The following is a 26406-nucleotide window of genomic DNA, read 5'->3' on the forward strand; positions in this document are numbered from 1 at the left end:
AAGGCGAAAGCAGGCACAGAAAAAGGCACCGCCCTGCAAACGGGCGCTGCCTGTCTTTCGTCTCGTCTTCTACCAGTTATTTCTTCAGATCTTCAATGGATGTGATCTCCATATAGGTTGGCACGGCCAGCCCCAGCTTGGTTCCTTCCAGGTTAGGTCCGAGGTCTTCCACGTCTTTGCCGAGCTTCTCCATGTAGTCCGCATGTGTTGTCGGCAGCCATGCGGCAACCATGCCGTCCACGTCGCCGTTCGCTACGCCTACCCACATCGGGCCTGCTTCGACCTGGCTCAGCTCCACTTGATAGTTCAGCTTTTGCTCCAGGACGGTTTTCACCACGTTCGTGCTGGCGATCTCGGAATCCCAGGCGACATAGGCAAGCGTCAGCTTTTGGCCGTTGACTGGCTGCACGCCTTCCACCCATTTGTTCACCGTTGCCTCGTTGTTTTTCACCCACTCGGCTGCTGCTTCCTCCGGCTTTTTGCCGTTTTCGATCTCCAGCATGACTTTTTCCATGTCAGCAGGCGTCCAGGCAAACTTGTCGAGGAAAGCGTAGGCGCCTGGCTGCTCTTCCTTCAAGCCTTTGCGCACGATCGTGTGGATTTGCTCGCCTTTTCCGTAAATGCCTTTCGGGTCTTCCAGGTACTTCATATCAAACTTGGAGAACATCCAGTGCGGGGTCCAGCCGGTCACGATAATCGGCTTCTTGTCCTTGTACGCTTGCGTCAGGGCAGCCGTCATCGCGGCACTGGAGCCTTCCACCAGCTCCCAGTCCTTCAGCTCGTATTCCTCCAGGACTTTTTCGGTCGCCTTCATCAGTCCTGCCCCCGGGTCGATCCCGATGATTTTATGGTCGACAGCCGCTCCTACGCTACCGGATGCTGCCGAGCCTGTATCGCCGCCAGACGGTTCGTTGCCTTGTGAAGTTCCAGCGCTTGAGCAGCCCGCCATCACCATACTGAGTCCCAGTGCGACGGCCAATCCTTTCCAGGTTGCTTTTTTCATGAAAACCCCTCCTACGCTTTTTTTCTCTTTCCTACCCCTTGCGTGATGCGGTCCAGCAAAATCGCCATAATCACGATCGCCAGTCCCGCCTCGAAGCCTTCTCCGATCTTGATCTGCGTCACGGCGCGATAGACGTCCGCGCCAAGTCCCTTCGCGCCAATCATCGAGGCGATGACGACCATGGACAGCGCCAGCATGATGCTTTGGTTGACCCCGGCCATGATCGTCGTTTTCGCGATCGGCAGCTGCACCTTCGTCAGCTTTTGCCAATAGGTCGAGCCGAACGCCTCTGTCGCCTCAATCAAGTCCTCGGGCACCTGACGAATGCCCAGGTTGGTCAGGCGGATCGTCGGCGGCATCGCGAAAATGACGGAAGCGATGACACCCGGCACTTTTCCCAGTCCGAAGAAAAAGATCGCGGGAATCAAGTACACGAACGCAGGCATCGTCTGCATGAAATCAAGCAGCGGTGTCACGACTCTTTGCACGGATTCACTCTTCGCGCACCAGATTCCCACGGGAATCCCGATGATGATCGAGATCAGTCCGGCCGTCAGCACCAGCGCAAGTGTTTCCATAGAATGCTCCCAATAACCCAGGTTTTGAATCAAGAGAAGGCCAATGAATGTGAAAAGAGCAATCGACAGCTTCCCGGCGCGGTACGCCAGCAGTGTCAGCAACAGAATAATCACCCAGAACGGCAGTCCGGTCAAAATCAGCTGAAAGAAATCGACCAACCCGCCAATACACGTCGAAATAAAATCAAACAAAAACCCCAAATGCTCATCCAGTCCGTCCACGATAGTTTCTACCCAGCTGTCGAGGGGCAGCTTCGGAAAAAGTCGATCCATCATTGATCCACCCGCCTTTCTTCATGGGCGACATGCGACGATTCCTGGTTTACCTTTCCTGCCAAACCGCCCAATACGGCTCCTTTTACGAGAACGCCCAAAAGTCGATCCTGTTCGCCTGTCACCGCCACCGGAATATCGGAAAAAGCAACCAGGTCGAACAGTTCATGGAGCAGCGTCTGCGGGCCGACCTTGGGCACCTCTGTGCGCAGGACGCCCTCCAGCGATTTTCCTTGCGCCTTGGCTTCGCTGACGGCGTCTGCGGTCAGCACGCCGAGAAGTGTTTTCTTTTTGTCGACCACGTACAAGCTGGATACCCCGCGATCCCGCATCATCTGCAGGGCGACGCGCGGTCCTTTGTCCAGGGTGATCGTCTCGGCCCGCTTCATCACATTCTCCGCAGACAGCACCTTGGAGCGGTCGACATCTTCCACGAAGCGCTCCACGTATTCGTTGGCCGGATTGGTCATGATTTCTTCCGGCGTGCCGATCTGCACGATGGCGCCGTCCTTCATCAAGGCGATTCGGTCCCCGATCTTCAGCGCCTCATCGAGGTCGTGCGTAATGAAAATAATCGTTTTTTGCATCGTGCTTTGCAATTCCAGCAGCTCATCCTGCATATCCTTGCGAATAAGCGGGTCCAGTGCGCTGAATGCTTCGTCCATCAGAAGCACATCCGGCTCATTGGCAAGTGCACGCGCCAAACCGACGCGCTGCTGCATTCCTCCGCTGAGTTGATCGGGATAGCTTGCTTCCCAGCCTGCCAGACCGACCAGTTCAAGGGATGCTTTCGCCTTGGCTTCGCGCTCGGCTTTGGGAATGCCCTGGATTTCCAGGCCATATGCAGCGTTTTCCAGGACGGTCCGGTGCGGAAACAGGGCGAATTTTTGAAATACCATCCCGAGCTTCTTTCTTCTGACCTCTTGCAACTGTTCGGTGTTCATGCTGACGATATCCGTACCGTCAATCAGGATTCTGCCTTCCGTCGGCTCGATCAGCCGGTTCAGGAGTCGAACCAGCGTCGACTTCCCGCTACCCGAAAGCCCCATGATGACGAAAATTTCGCCGGCATGCACCTCAAAGCTCGCCTGGTTCACCCCAAGAGTAAGACCGGTTTCCTTCGCGATCTCCTGTTTGGTCTTCCCCTTTTTGACCAGAGGCAGTGCGCGTTGGGGCTGTCGACCAAAGATTTTGGTCAAATTCTCTACTTTGATCTTGGGCATAGGGTCACCTCCAACTGTTACGCCCGTATCCGGACTGTTCATTACCTTTACAATTGTAACCAGCCCTTGCCTGTTCCCTCAAACGGGGTGAGACTCGATAATCGGGCATTTTCATCGTTCAGAAAAAACTTTACGTACTTTTCTTTCCGTATTCGCAGTTTATCTCGTATATACTGCTTGATATCTCCATTTACTTTTTGCTTGCGGAAACGTACAATTCTAGTCAGGTAAAATGACTAGAGGAGCTGCTTTTCTCAAAATGGATACGAATCAGGAAAAAATCCTCCAAAAGGCTCAAGAACGCGTGATTGAAGCGTTGGCCCGCAACATGGATTTGTACGGCATTACGATGTCTACCGGCCTCTTGTACGGTACGCTGCTGTTTCAGGACAAGTCCATGACGCTGGATGAAATGGGAGAAGCGCTGGGAATGAGCAAAACCAGCATGAGCAACGGCGTTCGCACCTTGATGGACTTAAATATGGTAGAAAAGATTTGGAAAAAGGGGACGCGGAAAGACCATTACGAGGTCAATCTGGACTGGTATCAAAACTTCATTGACCTGTTCTCCGTAAAGTGGCGCCATGCTATCGAGCAAAACATGCACAGCCTGAAAAAGTCGCTTCAGGAGCTGCACACGCTCCAGCAATCGGAGGAGCTGTCAGAGGAACTGAAAGCGCGCGTCGAGCTGAGCATCAGCCGGATCGAAAACGGCCTGGAGTATTATTCGTGGCTGTCTCGTCTGATCGACACCTTTGAATCCCACGAGATTTTTCAGTTTGTCCCCAAAAAATCAAGCGATTCGTAGGGCGGCTTGGCGCCGCTTTGAAGACTCATTCCTTGACTGGCAGACAGGAAGGAATGAGTCTTTTTTTTTACGTTGACTCCTCCCCACGATACATACCGCTAGCCACTCCCGGTCGCGCCGAAGAAACCGTCTGCCGTTCACTCTGGACGGTTTTTCGCTTTTCTCGGCTCCGCCCTGGCTGCAAACAAAAAAACGGGCGTGCCCTCGCGGCTCTCGTCCCGTTTTGCTGTCTTACTCCCCTTTTCGAATGATCGCCTGCACTCTGCCGACCTGTCCATCCGTCAGACGAACCTTGATGCCATGCGGATGCGTACCGGAATTGGTCAAAATGTCCTTGACGATCCCGCGCGTGCGCTTGCCCGTGCGCTGATCCTGTTTCAGAACGATCTCGACCTCCAGGCCAGGTACGATGTCTTTGCGGTTTTTTCCGTTCATGCTCGATAACCTCCTTTTCTGGCTCGATCCCTTTTCCGCTCTTTGTCCCACCTGTGATATAATCGACAAACAACCCTTTCTCATCGGAGGAATTCATGCTTACTTTTGAAGAAAAACTGGCGATTATCGAATCATTCCCGCAGCTGACCAAACACAACGTCTCGCTCAAGCGGGTTAATTTTCACTACGAGGCGAGTCTCCACGACAAAAAGACGGTTGTCTACCACCTGCACCCGAATGGCAACGGCTTCGTATTCGCGGGATTTTTGAAGGGCTATCCCAAAGACGAAAAAGGATACGTCAACATTCGCGATTTCTCCGCAGAGGAATTGCGTACGATCATCGCGGCTTCCATCCAGTCGCTCTCCGTCAAACGCGAGCCAGAGCCAAAAGGCGAAGCGCACGAGCCTGTCGAGCAAACCTGGGTCGACAAGCAAAACACTACGCTATTGCTGTTGCAGGAGGACTCGCTGTGGAACGTCTACCACGGCATGAATCTGGAAGCTTCCTTCGAGTCCTACGTAGAAGCGGAACAGTACCTGAAAGAAGAAGGCTTTTCGTTGCGCAACTAGCTCGTCACGAGAGTAGTCACGCCCTGCCCTTCCTTCCAGCAGACGCAATCCTTTCCTGGGAGAACTCCTCCTGATATGGTACACCTCCACCTAGCCAGATGTACAATCCTTTTATGAGCGTGGCCCGGCAGTCTTTTCGACGTGCTCGGGCCTTCCTGAAAAACAGGGGGATCATGCGCCATGATGAAATACAGAGACATACTTCTCTTTCAAGTCCACAAGCAGCTGGAAGCCTGGCTCACACAGGAAGGGCCAGTCTCCCATGAAGAACTGTATCGCTTTGTCCACTCGTTGCGGGGCACAGCCGGAACCATTGGCCTTGCGGATCTGTCCGCGCTGTCCCAATCGCTACTGGAGCAGTTGGACCACCAGGATGCAAAAGCCTGGCAAACCCACGAGTGGCGCGACTTTTTGCAAGAGCTGATTCCCTTGTGCTACGAGCATCGTCCCGAACAGGAAATCCGTTTGGAGGACCCTACGCTCCCGCAAGAGTCCAGCTATGAGCATCAGCCTCTCCTGCTCATTTTGGATGACGATGCGACGCTGTTGATGTACCTCAAAGAATATTTGGAGAAGCAAAACTGGTCGGTCATCGCAACCGTTTATCCTCACAAGGCACTCGACTACTTCCACGACCTCACCCCCGATTGCCTGATTCTCGATTTACACATTCCCGAAACGGGCGGTTTTCAAGTCATGCAAACGCTCAGCGAAAAAATTAAACGGCAATACGTGCCCACGACGATTATCAGCGTAGACTGCGAGCGGGACACGCGCCTGCGCGCCTTTCGAATGGGCGCTGACGACATCATGTGCAAGCCGCTTGACCTGGAGGAGCTGACTGCCCGACTGGAAAGGCAGCTCCGGCGAAAACGCTGGATGGACAAAATCTTGTTCCTCGATGAATTGACGGGGGTGTTCAACCGCAATTCTCTCGCAGATACGTATCAAAAGCTGCTTGCCGATGCCTTGCGGAACCACCATCCCTTTTCCCTCGCCTTTTTGGACATCGATCATTTCAAAAAGGTCAATGACACTTACGGGCATCTCGTTGGAGACAGCGTTTTGAGCCGCTTCGCCGCCTTCATCCAGTCCAGCTCGGAAAAACAGGATGTCTTTTTCCGCTATGGCGGAGAAGAATTTATTCTGCTCATGCCGCGGACGTCGGTACAGGATGCGAAGCTGCGGCTGGAACGAATGCTTCGCGATTTTTGCGCCCTTACCTTCGAAGCTGCCGAAGGAACGTTTTCCTTGAGCTTTTCCGCGGGCGTCGCGCAAATCGATGATGCGCAAAAGCCGCTCTCCTATTGGATCGACGCAGCAGACACGGCTTTGTACTCCGCCAAAAATGCGGGACGCTGCCGGATTGAAGCCGCTGTGAGCAGCACGGCTCCGGATACGCGCACAGTGAAGCTGAAAGTCGCCATTATCGAAGACGATCCGCTGGTCTGCACCGTCCTCGCCGACTCGGCGCGGGCAAGCCTCGGCGGCTGGATTCACACGGACATTCGGACCTTCTACGAAGGGGCTGCCTTTTTTGCATCCTCCTGGCATCAGGGACCGGAAGCCTATCTCGTCATTTTGGACGGCATCCTGCCGCACATGGATGGGCTTGAGGTTCTGCAGCACATTCGCAATCTGCCCAACGGCCCGCAATACAGGGTGCTGATGCTGACCGGCCACAGTGACAAACTGCACATGGCCCGCGCCCTGCAGCTCGGCGCTGACGACTATATGACCAAGCCCTTCCGTACAAAAGAGCTGGAGGCGCGTATCAAGCGGTTAGCCAAGGGAATGATGTAGGCCAAACCAGATGGGGGGCGAACAAACATGGCAATGATCTTGCTGGCTGAAGATGACGCCGTACTGCGCATGTTGATCGGCGATACGCTGCGGGATGAAGGGCACCTGGTGGATATCGCCTGCGATGGAGAGGAAGCGCTGCAACAAATCCATCAAAATCGGTACGATTTACTGATTTTGGATTACATGATGCCCAAGCTGAGCGGCTTGGAAGTGTTGATCCGGATGAAGCAGATGGCGGACAAACAGGCGGTGAAGGTTCTCATCCTTTCCGCGAAAAGCCAGCATGCGGAGCAGGAAAAAATGCTCGCGGCCGGAGCCAATGGGTTCATGCCCAAACCGTTTAGCCCGCTGGAGCTTGTTCGCAAAGTGGAGGAGATGCTCACATGAGTCTCTTTCGGAAATATGTCCATGAAAGCATGACGCGCCGCTTTGCCCTGCTGATGCTCCTCTTTTTCTCGCTGATGGTCGCAGGCGCGCTGGTCGTGCAGTTGCTGAACCACTATGCTTTTGCGAATTTTCAATCAGCGATGCAGACGTCCAGGCAGAAGCAGGAGCTGCTGAAGCAAATCGCCGAGCATACGAATCAGATTTTTTTTCGGGCGCGCGGGTACTACGCGTTTTTAAGCCCGCACGAGTTCAATGAGTTGTTCCTTGAAAAAACGAGGCTGGAGCAAGCGCTCGATGCCTTCAAGCAAATGCCGCTGAACAGGGAAGAACGCGAAATGGCCGCATCGATCGAATCGTTTGTCGGCCATTTTTTCAGCCACGTGTTCCCGATTTCTTCCCGGTATGCGCAGACAGGCGATTATGAAGCTTTGCGCCAGTTCGCGTCCAGCGGCATCAATGGGGAGGTCAACGATCTGATTAGCTCCGCTACCCGCTACCAGCAGCAGAACGAGCAGCTTATGCTGGCGCAAAACGAGCGCCTGTTCCAGGAGCTGTCCGCGCAAAGCTCCTGGTTCATGGTTTACGTGCTGATGGCGCTGTTGATCTTGCTCTGGGTGACGATCAAAACCACGAGGGATATCGGTCGGCCGTTACTGCGGCTTACGGCCGATGCCGACCGCTTTGCCAAGGGAGAGACGCCCCAGTTAGACAGTCTGGAGCGGGCGGATGAGATCGGCAAGCTCTCCCGCGCTCTCGACTATATGATGAAACAAATTCACCAGAAGGAAGAAGCGCTGATGGCGCAAAACGAAAAACTGCACGCCCAGCAAGGCGAGCTGATGATGCAGCAGGAAAAGCTCCAGGAAGCGCTGGCCCATATGGCGGAAAGCGAGCGTGATCTGGAGAAAAAGAATCGCTTTGTGCTTGCGCTCACCCGTACACAGGACAAAAACGAGCTATTGTCGAGCATCATTTCGAGCGTCGTGGAAATCATGGAGGCAGACAAAGGCGTCATCGTCCTGTCGGGAGCAGAGCGGGACTTCGCCAGCTTCGGCGTTTCCCAGCACGGAATGGATCAGCTGCTGCAAGGAATCGAGGACGGGCCTTTTGTCCGCATCAAAGAGACGGGACTTCCTTTTGTCCTCAAGCGAGAGAGTTCAGGGGGCGAACGAAGTTTCCACATAGCCCCTTCCCGTACGTACGAGCTGTATCTGCCTGTATTGGATTCCCACGGAGAGGTCGTGGCTTGCCTCATTCTCGCCCGCATCGACCGCATGTTCTCCGAGCACGAGCAACACGTCATGATCGGAATGGCCAAGCAAATCTCGCTCGCGCTGGACAAGCTGGCCATGCAGGAGGAAACAAAAAGGCAGCGGCAAAATACGCAGGACATGCTCGACTCTGTGCAGGAAGGCATACAGCTGCTCTCCCCACACGGCGATACGCTTCAGGTGAACAACGCTTTTTGCCAACTGCTTGGCTATGATCGCCGGCAGGCAGCGGCTGATGCTGGCATCGAGGCATTTTTGGCTCATCTGCAAAGCTGCACGGCAGAACCTGCCCGTCTTGTCCCGTACATCAAAGCAGTCGCGCTGGACGAAAGCGGTAAGCCGGCGGACAGCCTCGTTTTTGAACTGACCCATCCTGTCAAACGGTATATCCAGCTCTACGCCAAGACTTTGTCCCGCCATCAGCGAAAGTGGGGCACGCTCCTGGTGTATCGGGACATTACCAAAGAATACGAGATCGACCAGATGAAATCGGAATTCGTCAGCACAGTGAGCCACGAATTACGGACCCCGCTGGCGAGCGTGCTGGGCTTTGCCGAACTGCTGCTGCACAAAGATCTGGAGCCACAACGACAGCAGCGCTACATGACGGCCATCTATCAGGAGGCCACGCGGCTGACGGCGCTTATCAACGATTTTCTCGACTTGCAGCGCATGGAGTCAGGACGGCAGAGCTACGAGATCGCGAAAGTGGAAATCGTTTCGTTGATTCGCGAAGTTTTCGGCATGTATCGCGTGCAGTCCACGCTGCATTCGTTTGAGCTTGAGCTTGCGGCAGAGCAAACGACCGTCTGTGGCGATCGGGACAAGCTGCGTCAGGTGTTCGTCAACTTGATTAGCAATGCCGTGAAATATTCACCGCGCGGCGGGCCTGTCCGAGTCGTCCTGCGCAACGACCGCCACAGGCTGTTCGTCGACATTCACGATGAGGGATTGGGCATTCCTGCCGAGGCTCTTCCTCATTTGTTCACCCGATTTTATCGGGTAGACAACTCCGATCGCCGGGAGATTGGCGGTACAGGACTCGGACTTGCCATCGTGTCGGAGATTGTGCGGATTCACCACGGAGAGGTCACCGTTGCTTCCGAGGCTGGCAAAGGCAGCACGTTTACCGTATCGCTTCCTTTGCCAGGGTCCTCTGCGCAGATCGAACAGCAAAACGGCCCGACCGCCGCTCTCCTCCCCTCCGGCCCCTCCATCGGAAAAGTAGTCATGATCGAGGATGATCTTCATCTGTCCGAGCTGTTGCGCGAGGAACTGCTCGGCGCTGGCTTTGCGGTCTATCCTTCTGCCACGGTACAGGAAGCGCTTGACGCCATTCACAGCCTACGCCCGGATGCCGTCGTGCTCGATTTGATCTTGCAGGATGGCGAGAGCGGTTGGCAGGTGATTGAGGCGATGCAAGATCATCCCGCGTTGAAAACGATTCCGATTGTCATTTCCAGCGCCCTGGAGGAAAAGAAAAAGGCATTCGAGCTGGGCGCCAAGGGCTATTTGATCAAACCGTACCATCCCGGCACGTTGGTGAAGGCGGTCCTGCTCGCCGTCACCAGCCGGGAACCGACCGGACAAATTTTCATTCCCGATTCCTTGTGACTTTTCTTTTCGCCCACAGGGCAGCGAGCGAACCACGGTTGCCTGTAGGCGGAACACTCCCGCGAATGCCTTCCATGCCAGGAAGCTTTTTGGTGAAACAGAAAATCTTGGTATATTCACGGACCTTCCCTCACACATTAATAGAGGTTGCTGTAAAGCACGATGTCCTGCAAAGGAGGAGTTCCTGTGTATTTCTCGAAGAAAGCAGTTGTTCCGGTCGAAGAAGAGGAAACAGATGTGTGGACGTGCAGCAAGGATGGATGTACGTGCTGGATGAGAGATAACTTTTCCTTTGACAACAGCCCGAGCTGCCCTTTTTGCCATTCGCAAATGGTAAAGGCTACCCGCATGCTTCCGGTGCTGACCAATCACAGCAAGCGAACCCCATGAGACTGCCCTTCTTTTTTCTTGCGGGCCTTCGTCCTCTTCTCTACAATTAAGCACAGGACACGAACGATTGGTAGAGGAGATGCCCATGAACCGAAAAGAGATGGAAGAACAAGTCATCCAGGCTTATCAGCGCGATGAGGGCATGATGATTCTCGTCTTTGCCCAGTGGTGCGTCAACCACAGTCTGGATGCGCGCGAGCTGTACGCCCAAGCCTATCCCGCTCAAGGGGAAAATCAGCTCTTGGCCCAAATGCTGGACAACACGGTTCCGAGAGAGGAAGCAGAAGAAATCCCTGACGCCACCCTCCTTGGCGTCCTGTCGCTTTTTGGCAACGACGATTTGGCCTTCGTGGTCAGCCAGGCGATCGAAGCGCGGGACCGCTCTCCAAAATAATGCCGAAAGCCGCACATGATGGTGTGGCTTTTTTCCTGTCTGCCGGGCGATGTCTGGTTGTCATCCCCTCCTCAAATCTCATTCAAAAGTTCATTTTTTAAGATAGGGGCATTCGCTTTTTTATTGTGTTGGCTTTTCAGCATTTTGACGACTTCGCAAGCCGACGAACAAATAAAAGGGGAATGCCTATGTACACAGATTCGAAAATTTTGAAATCGCTGTTTTACATTCAGCTGTTCTCAAGCTTTTTGGTGGTAGTCGGCCATTTTACGGCATCGGTGCTTTATTTCAACGATCCTTTCTGGGTGGTCGCCCTCAATCAGATCAGTCGTTACGGCACCGTGCTGCTGACAATCGCGACCGGCTATTTGACCGCCTACTCGTTTGAAGCCAAAAGTCCGTCGTTCCGCGAATTTTTTACGGGCAAGCTCCTGTACATTTTTCTGCCCTACCTGGTTTCCGGCATTCTGTATCACTATTTGCTGAAAAAGGACATGCCCCATACGTTTCAGGATTTCGCCAACATTTTCATGGGGAAAACAGGCGATCATCTCTACTTTGTGTTCATGATTTGCCAGTATTACGTGTTTGCCTTCTTTTTTCGCAAATGGATTACGAAACAGAACATTCTGTATGTCATCTGGATTCTCCTTGCGGTGCAATACGTGTACATCAACTACTTGCACAAAGGCTGGCTCGGGCTGTCCACCCGGCATATGCTGCCTAGCTGGATTTTCACGCTGTATATGGGGCATCTGCTGTACTGGTATCGGGAAGCCATTCTGTCTTTTTTGCGCAACAACCGCTCCATCCTGATGCTCGTGACGGGGATCGCTACCGCCGCGGCCATGTTTTTTGTCGTCTCCAGCAAGCTGTATGTGGCTGTGCATCTGAGCTTTGTGTTCGCGACACTGCTGTCTTTTCTCGTGCTCATGGTCTTCTTTCTGGAACTGGTGGATCATCTTCGCCTCAAGTTCCGCAAAGGCTTGACCTACTTCATTTTCCTGTTCCACTCCGCTTTTTTGATCCTGTTCAAAGACTTTCTTTTTGAACAATACGGAGAGGTCGCCTGGGTCTTTCAAAACACCTGGTACTCGCTTGTGTACCTGGGCCTGATCCTGGGATGCAGCTGTCTATTGGCTCTCATGCTGGTCTATCTGGTGAAAGGGCTGGAGCGTGTGGGGAAAATGCTGGGGAAAGGACGGCGGGAACGACTTCAATAAAACGGCTGTCCGTGTGTCCGTGGCAAACAAAGAACGACCTGTTGACTTTCGTGGCGAAAGCACCGGTCGTTCTTGCTTTGTTTTGGGGGAGATAGGAGATACACCAAAGGCTTCCGCCGTCAGGAATCCTTGAAGTACATGGAAAATACCGTTTGCTGGTCAGATGACTCGCACGTAATCACTCCACCGTGCCGCTCGATGATTTCCTTGCAAACGTACAGCCCGATTCCCGTCCCCAACTCTTTGGTGGTAAAAAACGGCTCGAAAATGACCGGCAGCAAGTCTCGCGGGATCGGCGCGCCATTGTTGGAGATCGTAATTGCCGTCATCTCGTCGTTGCGATATCCGTTGATCGTAATTTCCTTGTCGCCGTTTTTGCGTTGCAGGGCGTCCAGCGCGTTAGAAATAATGTTGATGAACACTTGCCTCATCTCGTCCCGGTAGCCATCCAAAAGCAGCATCGGATCGATCGTACACGTAATCTGCGCGTTCACATCCACGATGTTCGGATAGAGAAAGGAAAGTATTTCTTCAAATAGTAAAGCTATGCTAAACACTTCTTTGTTCTTATGTACAGCTCCCTTTTTGGAAACCAGCAAAAATTGAGAAACGCGGTAATTCAACTGATGCAGCTCATTCTCGATAATATCCACGTACGGCAGGTTCGGGTAGTCTTCTTTTAGCAAGCGGGAAAATCCCATAATGGAAGTCAGCGGGTTGCGGAATTCATGGACAAAGCTCGAAGCCATCTGCCCTAAAATCGTCAGCCTGTCCTTGTGCGACCGCTCAATAAACAGTTTTTTCTCCTCCAGATCGCTTTCTTTTAGCTCTGTGTACCTGGACACGGCATGCACGAGAAAAATATCGAAGCATTCATTTATTTTAATGATGGCTGGCAATAGGGCAGCGGCCGGAAAAGGACCTTTTTGCAGGACTTTGAGCACCAACTCACGGCCCATGCAAACGTTAAAAACGAAATCGCCGATGTTGATCTGGGCTTGGTTCCGCTCATGCGCTACTTTATAGGCAAGCTGTTTGATATCCTCATGCGTAATTTTCGAACGGAGATAGTCGGCCACCATGCGGTACATGGCTTGTCCGTTCAGATGAATGATCCCGTTGAACTGGTCGTGCTCCCCCACCATGATCCGTTTCCTGAACTCTTCTACCGCTTCTTCCTCATGCTCGTTCAAAAAAAGTGCCAAGTCGTCCATTGCCATCTGTCCCCACTCCGAATGATCGACATACTTATTCCGACTACTATTATACTACCATCCACGTTTTATTACCTAAATATTACTACTCTTCCCATTGTACACCGTTTGTGCCCGAATTACATTTGAAAGTCCTCCTAAAATGCACAAACGGCTCTCCCGAAAAGAAAAGGGCAAAGGGACAGCACGTTCTCAGCCCCTTTGCCCATACAACTGCTTCTTCAGTTCAGCCTGACGATTGTCAACGTCGCTCCTGCGCCTGTCAGTAAAGTAGCGGCTCCTAACAGGCCGAAAAGCTGCAGCGTGATTGTCGATCCAGCACTTAGTGGAGCGATCACAGTATTGTGGAAGGAAGAGAGCGACAGCAATGGCGAGACTACCGATGGAGCAAATGCCGTCCCGTTAATCAACAGCCGCGTGTTGACAGCCAGAGCCACTGTTGTGTTGACAGAGTACGAGATCAGATAGTTTCCTGCCGTTGGCACCGTAAAGGTCGTGTTGCCTCCCCCTACCGTAATGCCGTTTAGCACCTGGTTGTTGGGCAGAGGAATATTGGTTCCCCCTAAAATAACAGCGATCACGGCTCCACCTGTATTGGCTGCGAAGGCGTTGATGTCTGTAAAGGCCGTTCCGGTGGGGCCTGTGGGACCGGTGGCTCCCGTGGGTCCCGTAGCTCCGGTTGCTCCCGTAGCGCCTATTACTCCCGTCGCTCCAGTTGCTCCCGTGGCTCCGGTTGCTCCCGTGGCTCCGGTTGCTCCCGTCACTCCGGTTGCTCCGGTCTCTCCCGTAGCTCCGGTTACCCCCGTTGCTCCTGTTGCTCCCGTGGCTCCGGTTGCTCCCGTTACTCCCGTGGCTCCGGTCTCTCCCGTCGCCCCAGTTGCTCCCGTGGCCCCTGTTACTCCCGTGGCTCCGGTTACTCCCGTCACTCCGGTTGCTCCCGTGGCTCCGGTTACTCCCGTCACTCCGGTTGCTCCCGTGGTTCCTGTTGCTCCCGTCACTCCGGTTGCTCCAGCTTCTCCGGTTACCCCCGTCGCTCCGGTTACACCCGTGGCTCCAGTTGCTCCCGTAGCTCCGGTTGCTCCCGTCACTCCCGTTGCCCCGGCTTCTCCCGTGGCTCCAGTTGCTCCCGTAGCTCCGGTTTCCCCCGTAGCTCCCGTTACTCCCGTAGCTCCCGTTACTCCCGTTGCTCCCGTTGCTCCCGTAGCTCCGGTTACTCCCGTTGCCCCGGTCTCTCCCGTCGCTCCAGTTGCTCCCGTGGCCCCTGTTACTCCCGTTGCTCCGGCTTCTCCCGTGGCTCCGGTTGCTCCCGTCACTCCCGTTGCTCCGGCTTCTCCCGTGGCTCCGGTTGCTCCCGTCACTCCAGTTGCTCCGGCTTCTCCCGTGGCTCCGGTTGCTCCAGCTTCTCCAGTTACCCCCGTCGCTCCGGTTACTCCCGTTGCTCCCGTGGCTCCGGTTGCTCCCGTTGCTCCGGTTTCCCCCGTAGCTCCCGTTACTCCCGTAGCTCCCGTAGCTCCCGTTGCTCCCGTTGCTCCGGTTACTCCCGTTGCTCCCGTTGCTCCGGTTACTCCCGTTGCCCCGGTCTCTCCCGTCGCCCCAGTTGCTCCCGTGGCCCCTGTTACCCCCGTTGCTCCGGTTACTCCCGTCACTCCGGTTGCTCCCGTTGCTCCGGTTTCGCCTGTTGCTCCGGTTGCACCGGTTGCTCCAGCTTCTCCAGTTACCCCCGTCACTCCGGTTACTCCCGTTGCTCCAGTTGCTCCCGTGGCCCCTGTTGCTCCCGTGGCTCCGGTTGCTCCCGTGGCTCCGGTTGCTCCCGTGGCTCCGGTTGCTCCCGTGGCTCCGGTTGCTCCTGTTGTTCCCGTAGCTCCTGTTGTTCCCGTAGCTCCTGTTGCTCCGGTTGCTCCAGCTTCTCCGGTTACCCCCGTCGCTCCGGTTACTCCCGTTGCCCCAGTTACTCCCGTCGCTCCGGTTACTCCCGTGGCTCCAGTTGCTCCCGTAGCTCCTGTTGTTCCCGTGGGTCCGGTTGCTCCCGTTGCTCCAGTTGCTCCGGTGGGTCCGGTTGCTCCCGTTGCTCCGGTTACTCCCGTTGCTCCAGTTGCCCCCGTGACTCCCGTAGCTCCGGCTTCTCCCGTCGCTCCAGTTTCTCCCGTTGCTCCTGTTGCCCCCGTCGCTCCGGTTACCCCCGTCGCTCCAGTTTCTCCCGTGGCTCCAGTTGCTCCCGTGGCTCCTGTTGCCCCCGTGACTCCCGTGGCTCCGGTTGCTCCCGTGGCTCCGGTTGTTCCCGTGGCTCCGGTTACTCCCGTGGCTCCCGTTGCTCCGGTTACTCCCGTCGCCCCAGTTGCCCCAGTTGCCCCCGTCGCCCCAGTTACTCCAGTCGCTCCCGTCCCGCCCCCTGTAGCCCCGGTCGCTCCAGTCGGCCCGGTTGGGCCTGTAGGGCCATGCATAGCAGAAGCGTTTAATACTGCCTGCAACTTCGCCTGAAGCAGCATCTCCTTCCTGATCGTCGCATCGACCGTTTCCCTTACGCTTTTGTCAATTGCCAGCAAATCGTCAATCGTAGCTCCCGACACTCCGCTCACACCGGGGAGCGTGTCGAGCACATATTGAATCTTTTCGCCTTCCGCGTTCAATATATGGCTGAGTCCCAACTCCTCCATCGCGATGGAAGTCAGCAGCAGATTGATCGCGTCCTCACGCGTGATGGTGATATTCGGACTGATATTTGGGATATTTGGAAACGACATAACTCCCCACCTTCCCGTAAAAAACGTAACCTCCCCTTCATCCATGATTCAGCTAACGACAAGCCGTCCGTCCGCCACGCTTTTACGGCTCCTTCATCCACTTTTTCGATGGCCCCACAACCTTGTGGCTCTTTGTCCCACCTGGCAACACTTCGCGATTCAACCAAGGAGCTTGATAACTAACGTGACTTTGAACAACAGAACGCACAGGTCCCCCAGGTTCACCGTACTTTTTCAACAATTCAACTGAATATTTCCATTTTTGTTTAAAAGAAGTAGAAAAAACGACGGAAGAAGCGCTGTAGCCTTCCAAATCCGATAAAGACGAAAAGAGCGCGAAGCGTAGCTCTCGCACAGATGCTTCCACCTCTCGTTTCGGATGGCCCAAAAGGTTCTGTACAAAATCCGATTTTCGCAAAAGGACGCGGAAAAGGTCGTCCAACTGTTCAAACATCTGGATCATTTGTTGTTCAGCCTGACGCAGATCGGGCAATGGGCGGCGGGGATGGGCTATGTCTGGCATGATCTGCTCCACCAAACGAATGAACGCGAGTGCCAACGAGTACATCGCGATCCAGGAAAGCCGGCATGCCTCGACGGCTTGAACAGCCTGCTCCGGCTTTCCTGCCAGATCCTTCTCCCATTCAAAAAAAGAAGCCATCCCCTTGATTCGGCGAAAAGCCATCCATTGTAACATCATCATCGCTTCCAGCCAAAGATTTGACGATTGTAGCGCATGGAATAAAAGTGGGATCGCTTCTTCTTTTGGATGCGTTTTGGCGGCAAGCAAAAAAGCGATGGTGTGGCCGGACTGACCTTGGACAAGGGAAGCCATGGCTTTTTCCATGGCAAACGCAGCTTCAAAAAGACGCTTTGGTCCATCTGCTTTCCCGATGTCTCCCTGACGATTCTTCCAATCCACCACACCCTCAATCATATGGTCCAACAAGCTATTCTTCATGACAATCCCCGCTATTCTCGCCCGGATCGTACGTTTTCCTCTCCATCTCCAAAATGTTGTCGAGCTTGAATTGCAGCAAAATTTGCTTGCTGATAATGCTACGCAGCATTCTTTCCACGCTCCGGTTAATCCGAAGCATATCCTCCAGACAAATGTCTTCTTTTTGCAACAAACGCTGAATTTTTTCCCCTTCCGCATTCATAATATGAGACAGGCTAATCTCTTCCATGGCCACAGAGGTAAGCAGCAGATGAAACACTTCCTCGCGCGTCAACGTAATGCGCGGGGTGATGTCAGGCACATTCGGCAATGACATGTCTCATAACCTCCGTTTCCAGACATGTAGAGGTGCACCCCTCATGCTCCCGAAGACTGCGCCGCTTCCCGGCTGGCAAAGTACCTTTCGTTGTGCAACACGCTCGGATGCGTCGGATGATGCAGCTTTGACATCTCATGGTGGATTTTGGCCCGCCCGTACTCGCCTATCTGATCGTAGCAGTAGCATAGTTGCAGATGCGGCAGCCACGACCAGGCCGATTCATCCGTCATTCCCATCATGTTTGGCGGCCGCTCCAGCAACGTCGCCTGCCGGAACCAATAGATGGCTTTCGGAAAATCTTTTTTCTCCAGGAAAAAGGCTCCCACCTTACAGCAAAACTCCGCCCGCGGCGCGTCAAAGGCCAGCGTTCTCACCAACGATTGAATTTGCTTTTCAGGATGTTTCAGTTGGGCATAACAGTCTGCCTGTTTGTAACACGCCATGATCTGGTCCTCCACCCACCCCAGCCCGCCATCCAAAAAGAGCTGGTACTGCTCGGCTGCCTCCGCCCATCGGCCGTGGTCGAATAGCTCGTTGGCAAAATAATACTGGTCTCTCGGGGAAAACCGCTCTTGGCGCTCCTTGCGCTTCACATAAATTTGCAGGTTGCGGTCGGTGTACGGCTTCTCCTTGCGATGCGTAACAGCAATGTCGCTGTGAAAAGCTCTTCCCGCAACCTCCAGATATTCGTGGACGACACCGTGCCAGACAAACTGGCGCTGTCTTTTGACCAGGCGGTTTCTCCGCAAATATTTGACGGGCCTGCCTCTCTCGTCAAATGCCAGGTGGTAGGGCATGGAGACGTAATCGTATTCGAACGGCTCCATGCGGCGCAATGCCAGAAAACGAGAGCGATCCACCTCTTCGAGCACATCGTCGGCATCGAGCCAAAAAATGTAGTCCTTGCTCGCTTTGCTGAAGGCAAAGTTGCGCGCTGCCGCAAAGTCGTCGATCCAGGGAAAATCATACAGCTTGGCACCGAATGACCGGGCGATTTCTTTCGTCTGATCGTCCGAGCCCGTATCGACAACAATCATCTCATCCACCAGATCATACACAGTCGACAAGCAGCGCCTCAGCGTCTGTTCTTCATTGCGAACGATCATGCACAAGCTGATCGTAAACACGCAGATCGCCCTCCTTTGGCCGAATCTTTTACCATCTTATTTCCAGCTAAAGCACAATATGTATATCCCCTCACATAACCGCAAGATCGCGAGAATATGGTGTATCAAGATGCTCTGACCACAACGCAAGGAAGGTGATAGCGTCCATGACACCCCCGCTCCTCTCGCTTTGCATGATTGTCAAGGACGAGGCCGATCAGATCGAAGCTTGTCTGACAAGCGTTCATTCAGTCGTAGATGAAATCATTATCGTGGACACAGGATCAACGGACGGCACTCAGGAGCTTTGTCGCAAATACGGGGCAACAGTCATCGAGGTACCGTGGGAAGACAGCTTTTCCAAAGCGCGCAACATCGGCTTGAAAGCTGCCCGGGGCCAGTGGATTTTGTGGCTGGACGCAGATGAACGGCTGGAGACAGAAGATCAGGAAGCGCTGCGTCAGGCGGCGCTCTCAAGCAAGGCCGATGCGCTGTTTCTCAAGCTCATTCATTATCAGGGCCAACAAATCGAAGCCGCCTCCCTGCACCTGGCCAGCCGCTACGCGCAAATCCGTCTGTTTCGCAACAAAAAAGGCTTCCAGTTTGTCAGGGACATTCACGAAGTGCTCCAGTGGCCTGCTTCTCTTCCGAACCATCGTCCGATCCCGCTGCTGCCCGTGCGCATCTACCATTTTGGCTATATAGAGGAAGTTGTCACGAAAAAAAACAAGGCGCAACGCAACCTCAAGCTATTGCTGCGGGAAAGGGAAAATCCGGATCGCGACCCGTGGTGCGACTACCACCTGGCCAGCGAGTTTTCCCGCGCCCAAAAATGGGAACACGCCTTTACGCTCGTCAACCAAGCTTTGGAAGGCTTTCTGAAAAAACAGCAGCTCCCGCCCTCGCTTTTATACAAATTGAAATACGAAATCTTGTTCAGGCACGGCAGCATGCGGGGAACGTGGCCTGGCATCGAATGCGCCATCCGGCTCTACCCGGACTATGTCGACCTGCATTTTTACAAGGGCGTTTTTCTGATGGAGCACGGGCTGTACGCCGAAGCGATCAAGTCGTTCGAGCGTTGCCTGGAGATCGGGGAAAATCAATGGGAGCATCTCAGTCAGTTTGGCATGGGCAGCTTTCATGCCCTGCACTATCTCGGACGCTGCATGCAGCGCCTCGGTAAAAAACAGGAGGCGCACGTATACGATCAGACTTCTGCCCGTTTGATTCGTACATATGCATACGCCAACGCGCCAGCGACCAAGGGGGCGATGAAATGACAATGAAACAGCGCATTCTCATTGGCAGTCCGGTTTGCCAAAAGCCCGATGTGCTGCGTATGTTTTTGTTTTCGCTGGAGAAGCTTTCGACGTCGAGCCTTGCGATTCACTACCTGTTTATCGACGACAATACCGACCCGGCATCGAGCAAGCTGCTCCACCGCTTTGCCGAAAAGCATCCTGGGCAAGTAGAGATCATTCGCAGTCAAGAAGCGCCGTCTGCTTACACCTGCAACGAATCGACCCATGTCTGGACAGATGAGCTGGTCTGGCGGGTGGCCGGTTTCAAAAATCAACTGATCGCCCGCGCGAAGGAGGGCGACTACGACGGGCTGTTTTTGCTCGACTCGGATTTGCTGCTTCAGCCTGCCACGCTGGAAGCATTGATCGCGGCGGACAAGGATATCGTCTCTGAAATCTTCTGGACGAGTTGGACGCCAGACAGTCTCCCCATGCCGCAAGTTTGGCTTACGGATCAGTACACGCAATTTGAAAGGGACCACCATCAGGAGACACTCACCACCGAAGAACAATATTTGCGACAATTCGCCTTCTACGAACAGTTGCGCGTTCCCGGCTTGTATGAGGTAGGCGGCCTCGGTGCCTGCACCTTGATTCGTCGGAAGGCGCTTTTGGCCGGCCTGAGCTTTTCCCGCATCCACAATGTCACGTTTTGGGGAGAAGACCGCCATTTTTGCATCCGGGCGGTCGCGCTCGGCTTCTCTTTGTTCGTGGATACCCACTATCCCGCGTTCCATCTGTACCGGGAAAGCGACTTTCCGGAAGCGACAGTCTGGATGAAGCAAATCTATGGCTCTGCGCCTGTCCGCGTCAAAATGTCCCATGCGATCACCAGCCCCCTGCCCCGTCCCAAAATTACCTTGTCCATGGTGATTCACAACGAGGCAGACAAATATCTCGCCCAGGTTCTCACGAAGCACCGGGAATACATTGACGAAGCTGTTATCATCGACGATGGAAGCACAGACGACAGCGTCGAGATTTGCCATGAGCTGTTAAAAGGGATCCCGCTTCATCTCGTCTCCAACCCGACGCCGCAGTTTACCAATGAAGTCGCCTTGCGCAAACAGCAGTGGATGGAAACCGTCTCCCGCCATCCCGAATGGATCGTCAATATGGATGCCGACGAAGTCTTCGAGGACGGATTCGCGGCTGGTGTCCATACGCTGCTCGCCAGGAAACACGGCGATGTTTGCTGCTTCCGCTTGTACGATATGTGGTCAGATTCCCACTACCGCGAGGACCCTTACTGGCGGGCCCACCATGTATACCGGCCGTTCATCATCCGCTACCGCCCGAATCACCGCTATCTATGGAAAGAACAGCCACTGCATTGTGGACGCTTTCCCAGCAATATTTTCGAGCTGCCGTCGTTTCTCAGCCATTATCGCGTCAAGCATCTGGGCTGGTCCTCGGAAAAAATTCGCCTGGAAAAGTACACCCGCTACAAGCTGTTGGACCCGGGCGCCTTGTATGGCTGGAAGGAACAGTACGAGTCGATTCTGGATGCAGAGCCAAACCTGGTGCCGTGGAAGGAGTAATCCCGAAAAAACCGGATCGTCTTGCTCGGAGCAAAACACGGTTGCGTTTTCGCCCCAGGTGCAAACGGGCCTTTGCTTGCGAAGCAGACATACAAGGAAAGCCAGCCGCAGACTCCTTCTGCGGCTTTTGGCTTTTGGCCTTTTGCTTTTTGGCGCTGCTCCACGCGCTCGTGTCACAGCCTCAACCATGTGTGCGCCTAAGCAGCCAAAGTGGTGTACTTCTTTCGAAAATGGAAAAAATACGAGGAGAAAGGAGGCGAGGCACAAATGAGGGGCCAAAAACGAATCGCTTTTCTCGCGGGGATCCTGCTTGTTGGATATGTCTCCGCTTTCGGCTTGCCCGCCGCAGACGCAAACGTTGGCGACGACCACGACCCGATCAAACAACCGGAAAAGAAAGTCGAAACGCCGGAAAAGCGGCTACACCAACGGGAGGGCCAACTGGAGAGCCTGGAATCAGCCACTCCCCGCACGTTGCCCGACGCGCCTTTTCGCTATCGGCCCGCCCTTCCCTCCAGTGTGTTGCCTGTTGCCGACATCCTTCGCACCGGAACTCGCATCCGCCATCAACTGCTTGTGGACAAGCCCAAATACAGCCGTCCTGCCTACGAGGATCACTGGCACAGCAAGCTCGGAAGATGGAGCGATTTGCCTACCCGCGCTCACTACGCGCTGCATCGCCTGTTTGCCCAGTACGATATTGGGCTGTCCAGCTGGTACGATTTTGGGCAGCAGCTCGGCCTCTCCATCCCGATGCGCCAGGACAAGCAGTCGCTCGATCTGTACATCGTAGCTTTTCAGACCAAGATTACAGAAGTCTATACAAAAGGAAACCAGATCGTGGTGACGGGCCTCCCGAAAAAACGCGGCGTGCAAGTCATAACGGTGAAAACGGGGCAGCTTCGCCCCGCCAATCCGGAAGAAAACTTGCTGATTCAGCTCGTCACGCCAGATGGATACGAGCTTGACGATACTATCATCAGCTACGTCCCTCCTGATTTTTCGAAAGAAAGAGCCAGGTAAATCCGTTCAGATCTCCCGCCGAAACCCCACCGCTTTTCGCGCTCCATCCCACTCTACTTTCAGTCCCAGCAAGGCAGCCAGCTCTCTTGCAGGCGCAAAAGCCGTGCCGTTGTCGAACAGGCAGGCCAGCTTTTGCCCGTTTACCGTTACGGTTTTGGTGTGCGGCTCCCACTCGACCTTTCCCCCGGCCGCCTCGGCGAGCGCTCGCACCGGGACATAGGAAACGCCAGCGACCAGCTTGCCTGTCGTCGCTAGCGTCAGCTCGACTTTGATGGCGCAGTTATCAACAGCCACCTGTGGTTTTTGTGGAAAACCTGTTAGCAACCTGTGGACATCCTGTTTAAAACGATTCCATGCCGCTTGTGCCGTTTGGCCCAAAAAAGCTTGGGCCGTGCGGTCATCAACGAAAAAAGCGGGGCAGTTTTTCCCGGTGATGTCATAATGACGCCAGAGCTTATCCACACCCCACCCGTATCGTTGTAAGATATCCGCTGCCAATTGTACCGTTTGCTGATACGTTTTGGCGAAGCTGCCGTCCGCATTGACGCACATCTCGATGCCAATCGTGCAGTCATTCGGGTACTTGCTCAGCATGGCGACAGCTTCCGGCTTGTACGATTTCGCCCCGACATGATAGCCCATTTCGTTTTCCGGCAAACACCGGACAATCTGCCGGTCGTCCACGATATAGTGGGAGCTGGCCTCCGTCGTCGGCTTGTTGAAGTAGTTCCGGTTGGCGATTGCGTCGGCGCCTTTTTTCTCGTTGGCGGTCCAGTGGATGACCAGCGCTTTCGGGACAATCCGGATGCCCGGCCGGGCGGATTTGTTGGTGATAAATAGCTCGGTGATCTGCACTACTGCTCACTCCCCCTTTTCTTAGTCGTCTGCTTCCATAGCTGATGGGTCAGGCTCGCCACGCCCGCAGCCAGAATGCCCTGCACGCTATTCTCCATGGTGTACGCCTGCAAGATGCCACACGCCAGCACAATGCCTGCCAGCGTGAGCAGCCACGGAATGCTCCAGTCTGGCACATGCGGCGTCCGCTTGAGAAAGTAGCCCACCACCAGGAGTGCAACAACTACGATGAGTGCCTTATCCAGCAGGAATTGATTGGCCAATGCCAAGAGATCCGTTTCGTTCATGATACCCCTCCACCTTTCGCAAGCGATTCAATGAGTTTCCAAATGAGGGCCCCAGCACCAAGCACGGTCCCGACGATCCAGCGTTTATCGTCCTTGCCTTGTTGCTTGTCGTCCTCGATTCGTTTTTCGATTTCTTTCTTGATGTCCTCGGCCTTCTTGGTCAGATCGGTGATCTCCATGCTCAGCTCGTCGAGTCGCTTGTGAGCTACTTTCGTACTCTGCATAGCCTCGATGGCCAGCTTTTCGGTCGAATCAAGCTTGTTTGCCATGCTGCCGAGCTGCTTGATTTCCGTTTCGATTTTCCCGATCGCAACCAGGATGTCAGTGATTCCTTTTTGTAGATCTTTGATCTCGTCCGCCACTAGCACATAACCTCCTCACCCCCTTGGGGCGAAACATAAATAGCCTCGCTAGGCACGAGGCAAACTCATCGGTATGGTGGCAAGAGAAGGGCACAGCAGCCACCTAAGCAACCTGGATTAGTTTCTCTGAAGAAGCCAGTAGACCAGGCGTCAGATAATCTTTCGGCCTCTCTGGAAGAAGCTCAATCCACGCGGTCTGATACATCTTGTAAGCTGACTCGCAGCAATTCATCTTGTTTGCGGCATCCATGACATGGATTCTGCCTTGCGAAAGAATAAACAAGCCGTTGCTCAACGATTGTTTGAGGTCATAGGGCGTCCGCAAATGCTCGTTGATAAATTGCTGCATCCGATGTTTTTGCAAATTAGATAATGTCTCTTTGAGACGGAATACATCGTATTCATCGGGCCGGTATTCCAAATGACGAATCTGAAAAGGATATCGCCAATCGGTTTCCACGAGGTGGAGATCGTCCAAGACGATCGCAACATGAGAATAAGGGGAGTCCGTGACCCCCATGATGATCTTTCCTATCCATGAATCCCCCTTGTAAAAAAGGAGATCGAAGCGTCTGAGTTCCACACGCCCCGCCTCCTACCAAGTACCGGTTACAGCCATTTTCGCATTGTAGTATTCTTGCCGGTTTTGCTGGGTCTTTTCAAACTGCTGATGGAAATACTGGTATCGCCAATCGGTCGTGTCGTTGATTGGCATGTCGTTTAGGTTGATCGTCGAGAGCATCGCGTCCAGATATTGCTGTTCTTCGGCAGAAAGCTTTGTACGATCGATTGCCTTGCCCAGCAATTTAAAAAGCACTACCAGACCGAATTCGACGGCTGACAGTGCTTTAGGGACTTCCTCTTTTGCGGGGGAGTAGTCTTTGAAAAGGACGAGCGTTACCAGCTCTTGCTCTTCGGGGGAGAGAGAGGGATAAGTGGCTGCGGTGATTTCACCGGCAGCGATTTTATCACGGATGTCCTGTTCCTTTTTCGCCTGTGCCACATCCACCCTTGTTTCCAATTGAAGCAATTTGAGTTGTTCTTCTGCCGGCAGGTAAATTGAAAAGTCTGGGTTCGTTACGAGCGCCCCGTCGACGTACCGATATTTTCCACTTTCAAAATCGGCAGGGATTTCTCCAGCGTAGTCGATTGCATCCACGTTTTCGTAGTCTCCGATGATTATGCCATCGATTTCTAAACCGTGTTCTTTTAATTCCGCCTTACTGCTTACCCACAGGACGTTATTAGTTGCTTTTTGCACGATAATAAACATTTAGATTCCCCTTTCTAGTCGATCACATAGTCAGTAATAAGTAATTCCGAGTCAGTTAATGCTACACCCACCATCGTCCCATTGTTTAGGTTAGGGAGGCCGGTAATGGAATCTGCATAATACGGTCGTCCAATTCCAAGCCCTGTCAATCCCTTCACGTTACCTTTCAGGACAACTGTTCCAGCTGCATCTTGCAAGTAACCAATCAACTTTCCAGTTCTCCGCGAGTGCTTGACCATCGTAGAAAAGCCTCCTGCAGGAATAACGAGTGCCCGCTGAAGGTCGGATGTTCCCGGATCCAACAAGAGAATATGCGTCCAATTGTATCCGTCATTTACACCCAAATTTGTCTGTGGGTCAGCTAGGGCAACTGTATTTCCGTCAGAAGAAATTGAAAGTGAGCAGCAGTACAGGTTCCCTGATCCGCTTGCACTGATCCATGCAATAAGCACCCGATCCAACTCTTGCAAAGTTTTTGCGTCCGGGTACATAAAGTTACCGCTAAAGGTCAAGGCATAATCGCTGGCGTTTGTCACGGCAAGGGTTACGGTCGTTCCGCTGATCGCGAAGATCATATTTGCGCAGGTGCCGGTCGCGCTGGTTGTCGTCGTAAGTAGTACCCGATCCGTTGAGATTTTGTTGAGAATGGGAGTCCCCTGACCTGACGCGCTTTTTGTTAGACCGCCTGATGTATTTACAGCTACGCTAGTACCAGAAAACGTAAGGACGCGGCAGTAATAATTGCTGCTGTACCAAAAGACAAGCAAAGCCTTGTCCGTTCCTAGGAGAACAACATCCGAAGTGGAGATTGCTCCTGTTGTGAAGTGGACGTTGGTTGTTCCGGGGCTAATCGTGTTGCCCGTTATAGAAAATACCCGAACCGCACCGTACCCGCTGGCGTTCTCTTGCCTGTATGCCGCCACCACTCGGTTAGCGTCGATTTTTTCCAGACACAAGTTCGTTGGGTTTGTATCGATCGCAACTCCCGTTCCTACTGTGATCACGTCATTTGCATCCGCCTGTACAATAAATGCGGTTTTAGTAGCCAGAAATGCTTTGCCACCACCAAGGTCAACGACGTCCTGTATTGCCGCGCTTGCATCAGATGCGGTTTGAATAACGACTGGTGTCCCCGATGAGAAATTCTCGTTTGCATCGATCGTAACCACGACCGCGTAGGTCGTGTACGTGCCGCCGCTGATGATTGTATAGAAGTACAAGAATTTATTTGCGGCCAGTGAGATCGTCTTTGGGTAATATGTTTGTGCTCCATTCTGTCCACCAGTCACGATTTCCCGTTGTGTATTGTACATCAATCCCACTTTTCTCAGGGGCAAGTCTGATACCTGACCGTTATCCAGCAGCTGAACGAATTTTCCCGGCGTCGCCTTATTTCCCTGATAAATTGGATATGTTCTGGTAATTTGATCCTTCGCCATGGTT

26 protein-coding genes are annotated in these 26406 nt (G+C 53.7%); 11 read left to right on the forward strand and 15 right to left on the reverse strand.

What is annotated here, in order from left to right:
• Positions 1-76: 76 nt before the first annotated feature.
• From ACTHO6_RS06415 to ACTHO6_RS06425, 3 genes are read right to left on the reverse strand one after another with little or no spacing between them, the layout of a single operon-like run.
• Positions 77-1003: a glycine betaine ABC transporter substrate-binding protein gene (locus ACTHO6_RS06415; protein ID WP_440240562.1), complete on the reverse strand. Its 927-nt coding sequence runs from the start codon at positions 1001-1003 to the stop codon at positions 77-79.
• Positions 1004-1014: 11 nt separating this feature from the next.
• On the reverse strand, positions 1015-1854 hold the full coding sequence (locus ACTHO6_RS06420) for an ABC transporter permease (RefSeq protein ID WP_440240564.1): 840 nt from the start codon (positions 1852-1854) through the stop codon (positions 1015-1017).
• Entirely contained in the window at positions 1854-3077 is a 1224-nt protein-coding gene (locus ACTHO6_RS06425) for a quaternary amine ABC transporter ATP-binding protein (RefSeq protein ID WP_440240566.1), read from the reverse strand. The genes ACTHO6_RS06420 and ACTHO6_RS06425 overlap by 1 nt, the downstream gene beginning before the upstream one ends.
• Before the next feature lie 259 nt (positions 3078-3336).
• Between ACTHO6_RS06425 and ACTHO6_RS06430 the strand changes: the two genes are divergently transcribed.
• Entirely contained in the window at positions 3337-3885 is a 549-nt protein-coding gene (locus ACTHO6_RS06430; RefSeq protein WP_440240569.1) for a GbsR/MarR family transcriptional regulator, read from the forward strand.
• A gap of 231 nt (positions 3886-4116) precedes the next feature.
• On the opposite strand, the gene ACTHO6_RS06435 is transcribed toward ACTHO6_RS06430, so the two are convergent.
• Positions 4117-4320 (reverse strand): YwbE family protein, encoded by a 204-nt coding sequence (locus ACTHO6_RS06435; protein WP_440240571.1) that lies wholly within the window; start codon positions 4318-4320, stop codon positions 4117-4119.
• A gap of 95 nt (positions 4321-4415) precedes the next feature.
• Here ACTHO6_RS06435 and ACTHO6_RS06440 point away from each other — a divergent pair, with 95 nt between their 5' ends.
• From ACTHO6_RS06440 to ACTHO6_RS06470, 7 genes are all read left to right on the forward strand, one after another.
• The gene (locus ACTHO6_RS06440) at positions 4416-4892 is read left to right on the forward strand and encodes a hypothetical protein (protein WP_440240573.1); all 477 of its coding nucleotides are present in this window, start codon (positions 4416-4418) and stop codon (positions 4890-4892) included.
• Positions 4893-5072: 180 nt separating this feature from the next.
• Positions 5073-6695: a diguanylate cyclase gene (locus ACTHO6_RS06445; RefSeq protein WP_440240575.1), complete on the forward strand. Its 1623-nt coding sequence runs from the start codon at positions 5073-5075 to the stop codon at positions 6693-6695.
• Positions 6696-6722: 27 nt separating this feature from the next.
• Positions 6723-7085 (forward strand): response regulator transcription factor, encoded by a 363-nt coding sequence (locus ACTHO6_RS06450; RefSeq protein ID WP_440240577.1) that lies wholly within the window; start codon positions 6723-6725, stop codon positions 7083-7085.
• Positions 7082-9970: an ATP-binding protein gene (locus ACTHO6_RS06455; RefSeq protein ID WP_440240579.1), complete on the forward strand. Its 2889-nt coding sequence runs from the start codon at positions 7082-7084 to the stop codon at positions 9968-9970. The genes ACTHO6_RS06450 and ACTHO6_RS06455 overlap by 4 nt, the downstream gene beginning before the upstream one ends.
• 186 nt (positions 9971-10156) lie before the next feature.
• Positions 10157-10360 carry a cold-shock protein gene (locus ACTHO6_RS06460; protein ID WP_440240581.1) on the forward strand — a complete coding sequence of 68 codons (204 nt, stop codon included), beginning with the start codon at positions 10157-10159 and terminating at the stop codon, positions 10358-10360.
• An 85-nt stretch (positions 10361-10445) separates the two neighbouring features.
• The gene (locus tag ACTHO6_RS06465) at positions 10446-10754 is read left to right on the forward strand and encodes a hypothetical protein (protein ID WP_440240583.1); all 309 of its coding nucleotides are present in this window, start codon (positions 10446-10448) and stop codon (positions 10752-10754) included.
• A gap of 188 nt (positions 10755-10942) precedes the next feature.
• On the forward strand, positions 10943-11977 hold the full coding sequence (locus tag ACTHO6_RS06470) for an acyltransferase family protein (protein ID WP_440240585.1): 1035 nt from the start codon (positions 10943-10945) through the stop codon (positions 11975-11977).
• A 119-nt stretch (positions 11978-12096) separates the two neighbouring features.
• Here ACTHO6_RS06470 and ACTHO6_RS06475 read toward each other — a convergent pair whose 3' ends face one another.
• From ACTHO6_RS06475 to ACTHO6_RS06495, 5 genes are all read right to left on the reverse strand, one after another.
• Entirely contained in the window at positions 12097-13197 is a 1101-nt protein-coding gene (locus ACTHO6_RS06475; protein ID WP_440240587.1) for a histidine kinase N-terminal domain-containing protein, read from the reverse strand.
• Between the two features lie 215 nt (positions 13198-13412).
• Positions 13413-15932 (reverse strand): BclA C-terminal domain-containing protein, encoded by a 2520-nt coding sequence (locus tag ACTHO6_RS06480; RefSeq protein WP_440240589.1) that lies wholly within the window; start codon positions 15930-15932, stop codon positions 13413-13415.
• Positions 15933-16014: 82 nt separating this feature from the next.
• The gene (locus tag ACTHO6_RS06485) at positions 16015-16893 is read right to left on the reverse strand and encodes a hypothetical protein (protein ID WP_440240591.1); all 879 of its coding nucleotides are present in this window, start codon (positions 16891-16893) and stop codon (positions 16015-16017) included.
• Positions 16883-17209 (reverse strand): hypothetical protein, encoded by a 327-nt coding sequence (locus ACTHO6_RS06490; protein WP_440240593.1) that lies wholly within the window; start codon positions 17207-17209, stop codon positions 16883-16885. Before ACTHO6_RS06490 ends, ACTHO6_RS06485 begins: the two co-directional genes overlap by 11 nt.
• A gap of 41 nt (positions 17210-17250) precedes the next feature.
• The gene (locus ACTHO6_RS06495; RefSeq protein WP_440240595.1) at positions 17251-18339 is read right to left on the reverse strand and encodes a glycosyltransferase; all 1089 of its coding nucleotides are present in this window, start codon (positions 18337-18339) and stop codon (positions 17251-17253) included.
• A 146-nt stretch (positions 18340-18485) separates the two neighbouring features.
• Here ACTHO6_RS06495 and ACTHO6_RS06500 point away from each other — a divergent pair, with 146 nt between their 5' ends.
• The 3 genes from ACTHO6_RS06500 to ACTHO6_RS06510 all read left to right on the forward strand — a co-directional run bounded on the left by ACTHO6_RS06500 (position 18486) and on the right by ACTHO6_RS06510 (position 22186).
• Positions 18486-19601 (forward strand): glycosyltransferase, encoded by a 1116-nt coding sequence (locus ACTHO6_RS06500; protein WP_440240597.1) that lies wholly within the window; start codon positions 18486-18488, stop codon positions 19599-19601.
• The gene (locus ACTHO6_RS06505; protein ID WP_440240599.1) at positions 19598-21163 is read left to right on the forward strand and encodes a glycosyltransferase; all 1566 of its coding nucleotides are present in this window, start codon (positions 19598-19600) and stop codon (positions 21161-21163) included. Before ACTHO6_RS06500 ends, ACTHO6_RS06505 begins: the two co-directional genes overlap by 4 nt.
• Positions 21164-21430: 267 nt before the next feature.
• Entirely contained in the window at positions 21431-22186 is a 756-nt protein-coding gene (locus ACTHO6_RS06510) for a hypothetical protein (protein ID WP_440240601.1), read from the forward strand.
• Positions 22187-22192: 6 nt separating this feature from the next.
• Here the strand turns inward: ACTHO6_RS06510 and ACTHO6_RS06515 are convergent, their stop codons facing one another.
• From ACTHO6_RS06515 to ACTHO6_RS06540, 6 genes are all read right to left on the reverse strand, one after another.
• A complete protein-coding gene (locus ACTHO6_RS06515) occupies positions 22193-23041 on the reverse strand; it encodes an N-acetylmuramoyl-L-alanine amidase (protein ID WP_440240603.1) in 849 nt (282 codons plus the stop codon).
• Entirely contained in the window at positions 23041-23328 is a 288-nt protein-coding gene (locus tag ACTHO6_RS06520; RefSeq protein WP_440240605.1) for a phage holin family protein, read from the reverse strand. The genes ACTHO6_RS06515 and ACTHO6_RS06520 overlap by 1 nt, the downstream gene beginning before the upstream one ends.
• The gene (locus ACTHO6_RS06525) at positions 23325-23690 is read right to left on the reverse strand and encodes a hypothetical protein (protein ID WP_440240607.1); all 366 of its coding nucleotides are present in this window, start codon (positions 23688-23690) and stop codon (positions 23325-23327) included. The genes ACTHO6_RS06520 and ACTHO6_RS06525 overlap by 4 nt, the downstream gene beginning before the upstream one ends.
• Before the next feature lie 103 nt (positions 23691-23793).
• Entirely contained in the window at positions 23794-24273 is a 480-nt protein-coding gene (locus ACTHO6_RS06530; protein WP_440240609.1) for a hypothetical protein, read from the reverse strand.
• Positions 24274-24285: 12 nt separating this feature from the next.
• The gene (locus ACTHO6_RS06535; RefSeq protein WP_440240611.1) at positions 24286-24963 is read right to left on the reverse strand and encodes a hypothetical protein; all 678 of its coding nucleotides are present in this window, start codon (positions 24961-24963) and stop codon (positions 24286-24288) included.
• Between the two features lie 14 nt (positions 24964-24977).
• Entirely contained in the window at positions 24978-26402 is a 1425-nt protein-coding gene (locus tag ACTHO6_RS06540; RefSeq protein WP_440240613.1) for a hypothetical protein, read from the reverse strand.
• Between the last annotated feature and the right edge of the window lie 4 nt (positions 26403-26406).

It is taken from the genome of Brevibacillus sp. SAFN-007a (assembly GCF_051967035.1).
Taxonomy (GTDB): domain Bacteria; phylum Bacillota; class Bacilli; order Brevibacillales; family Brevibacillaceae; genus Brevibacillus.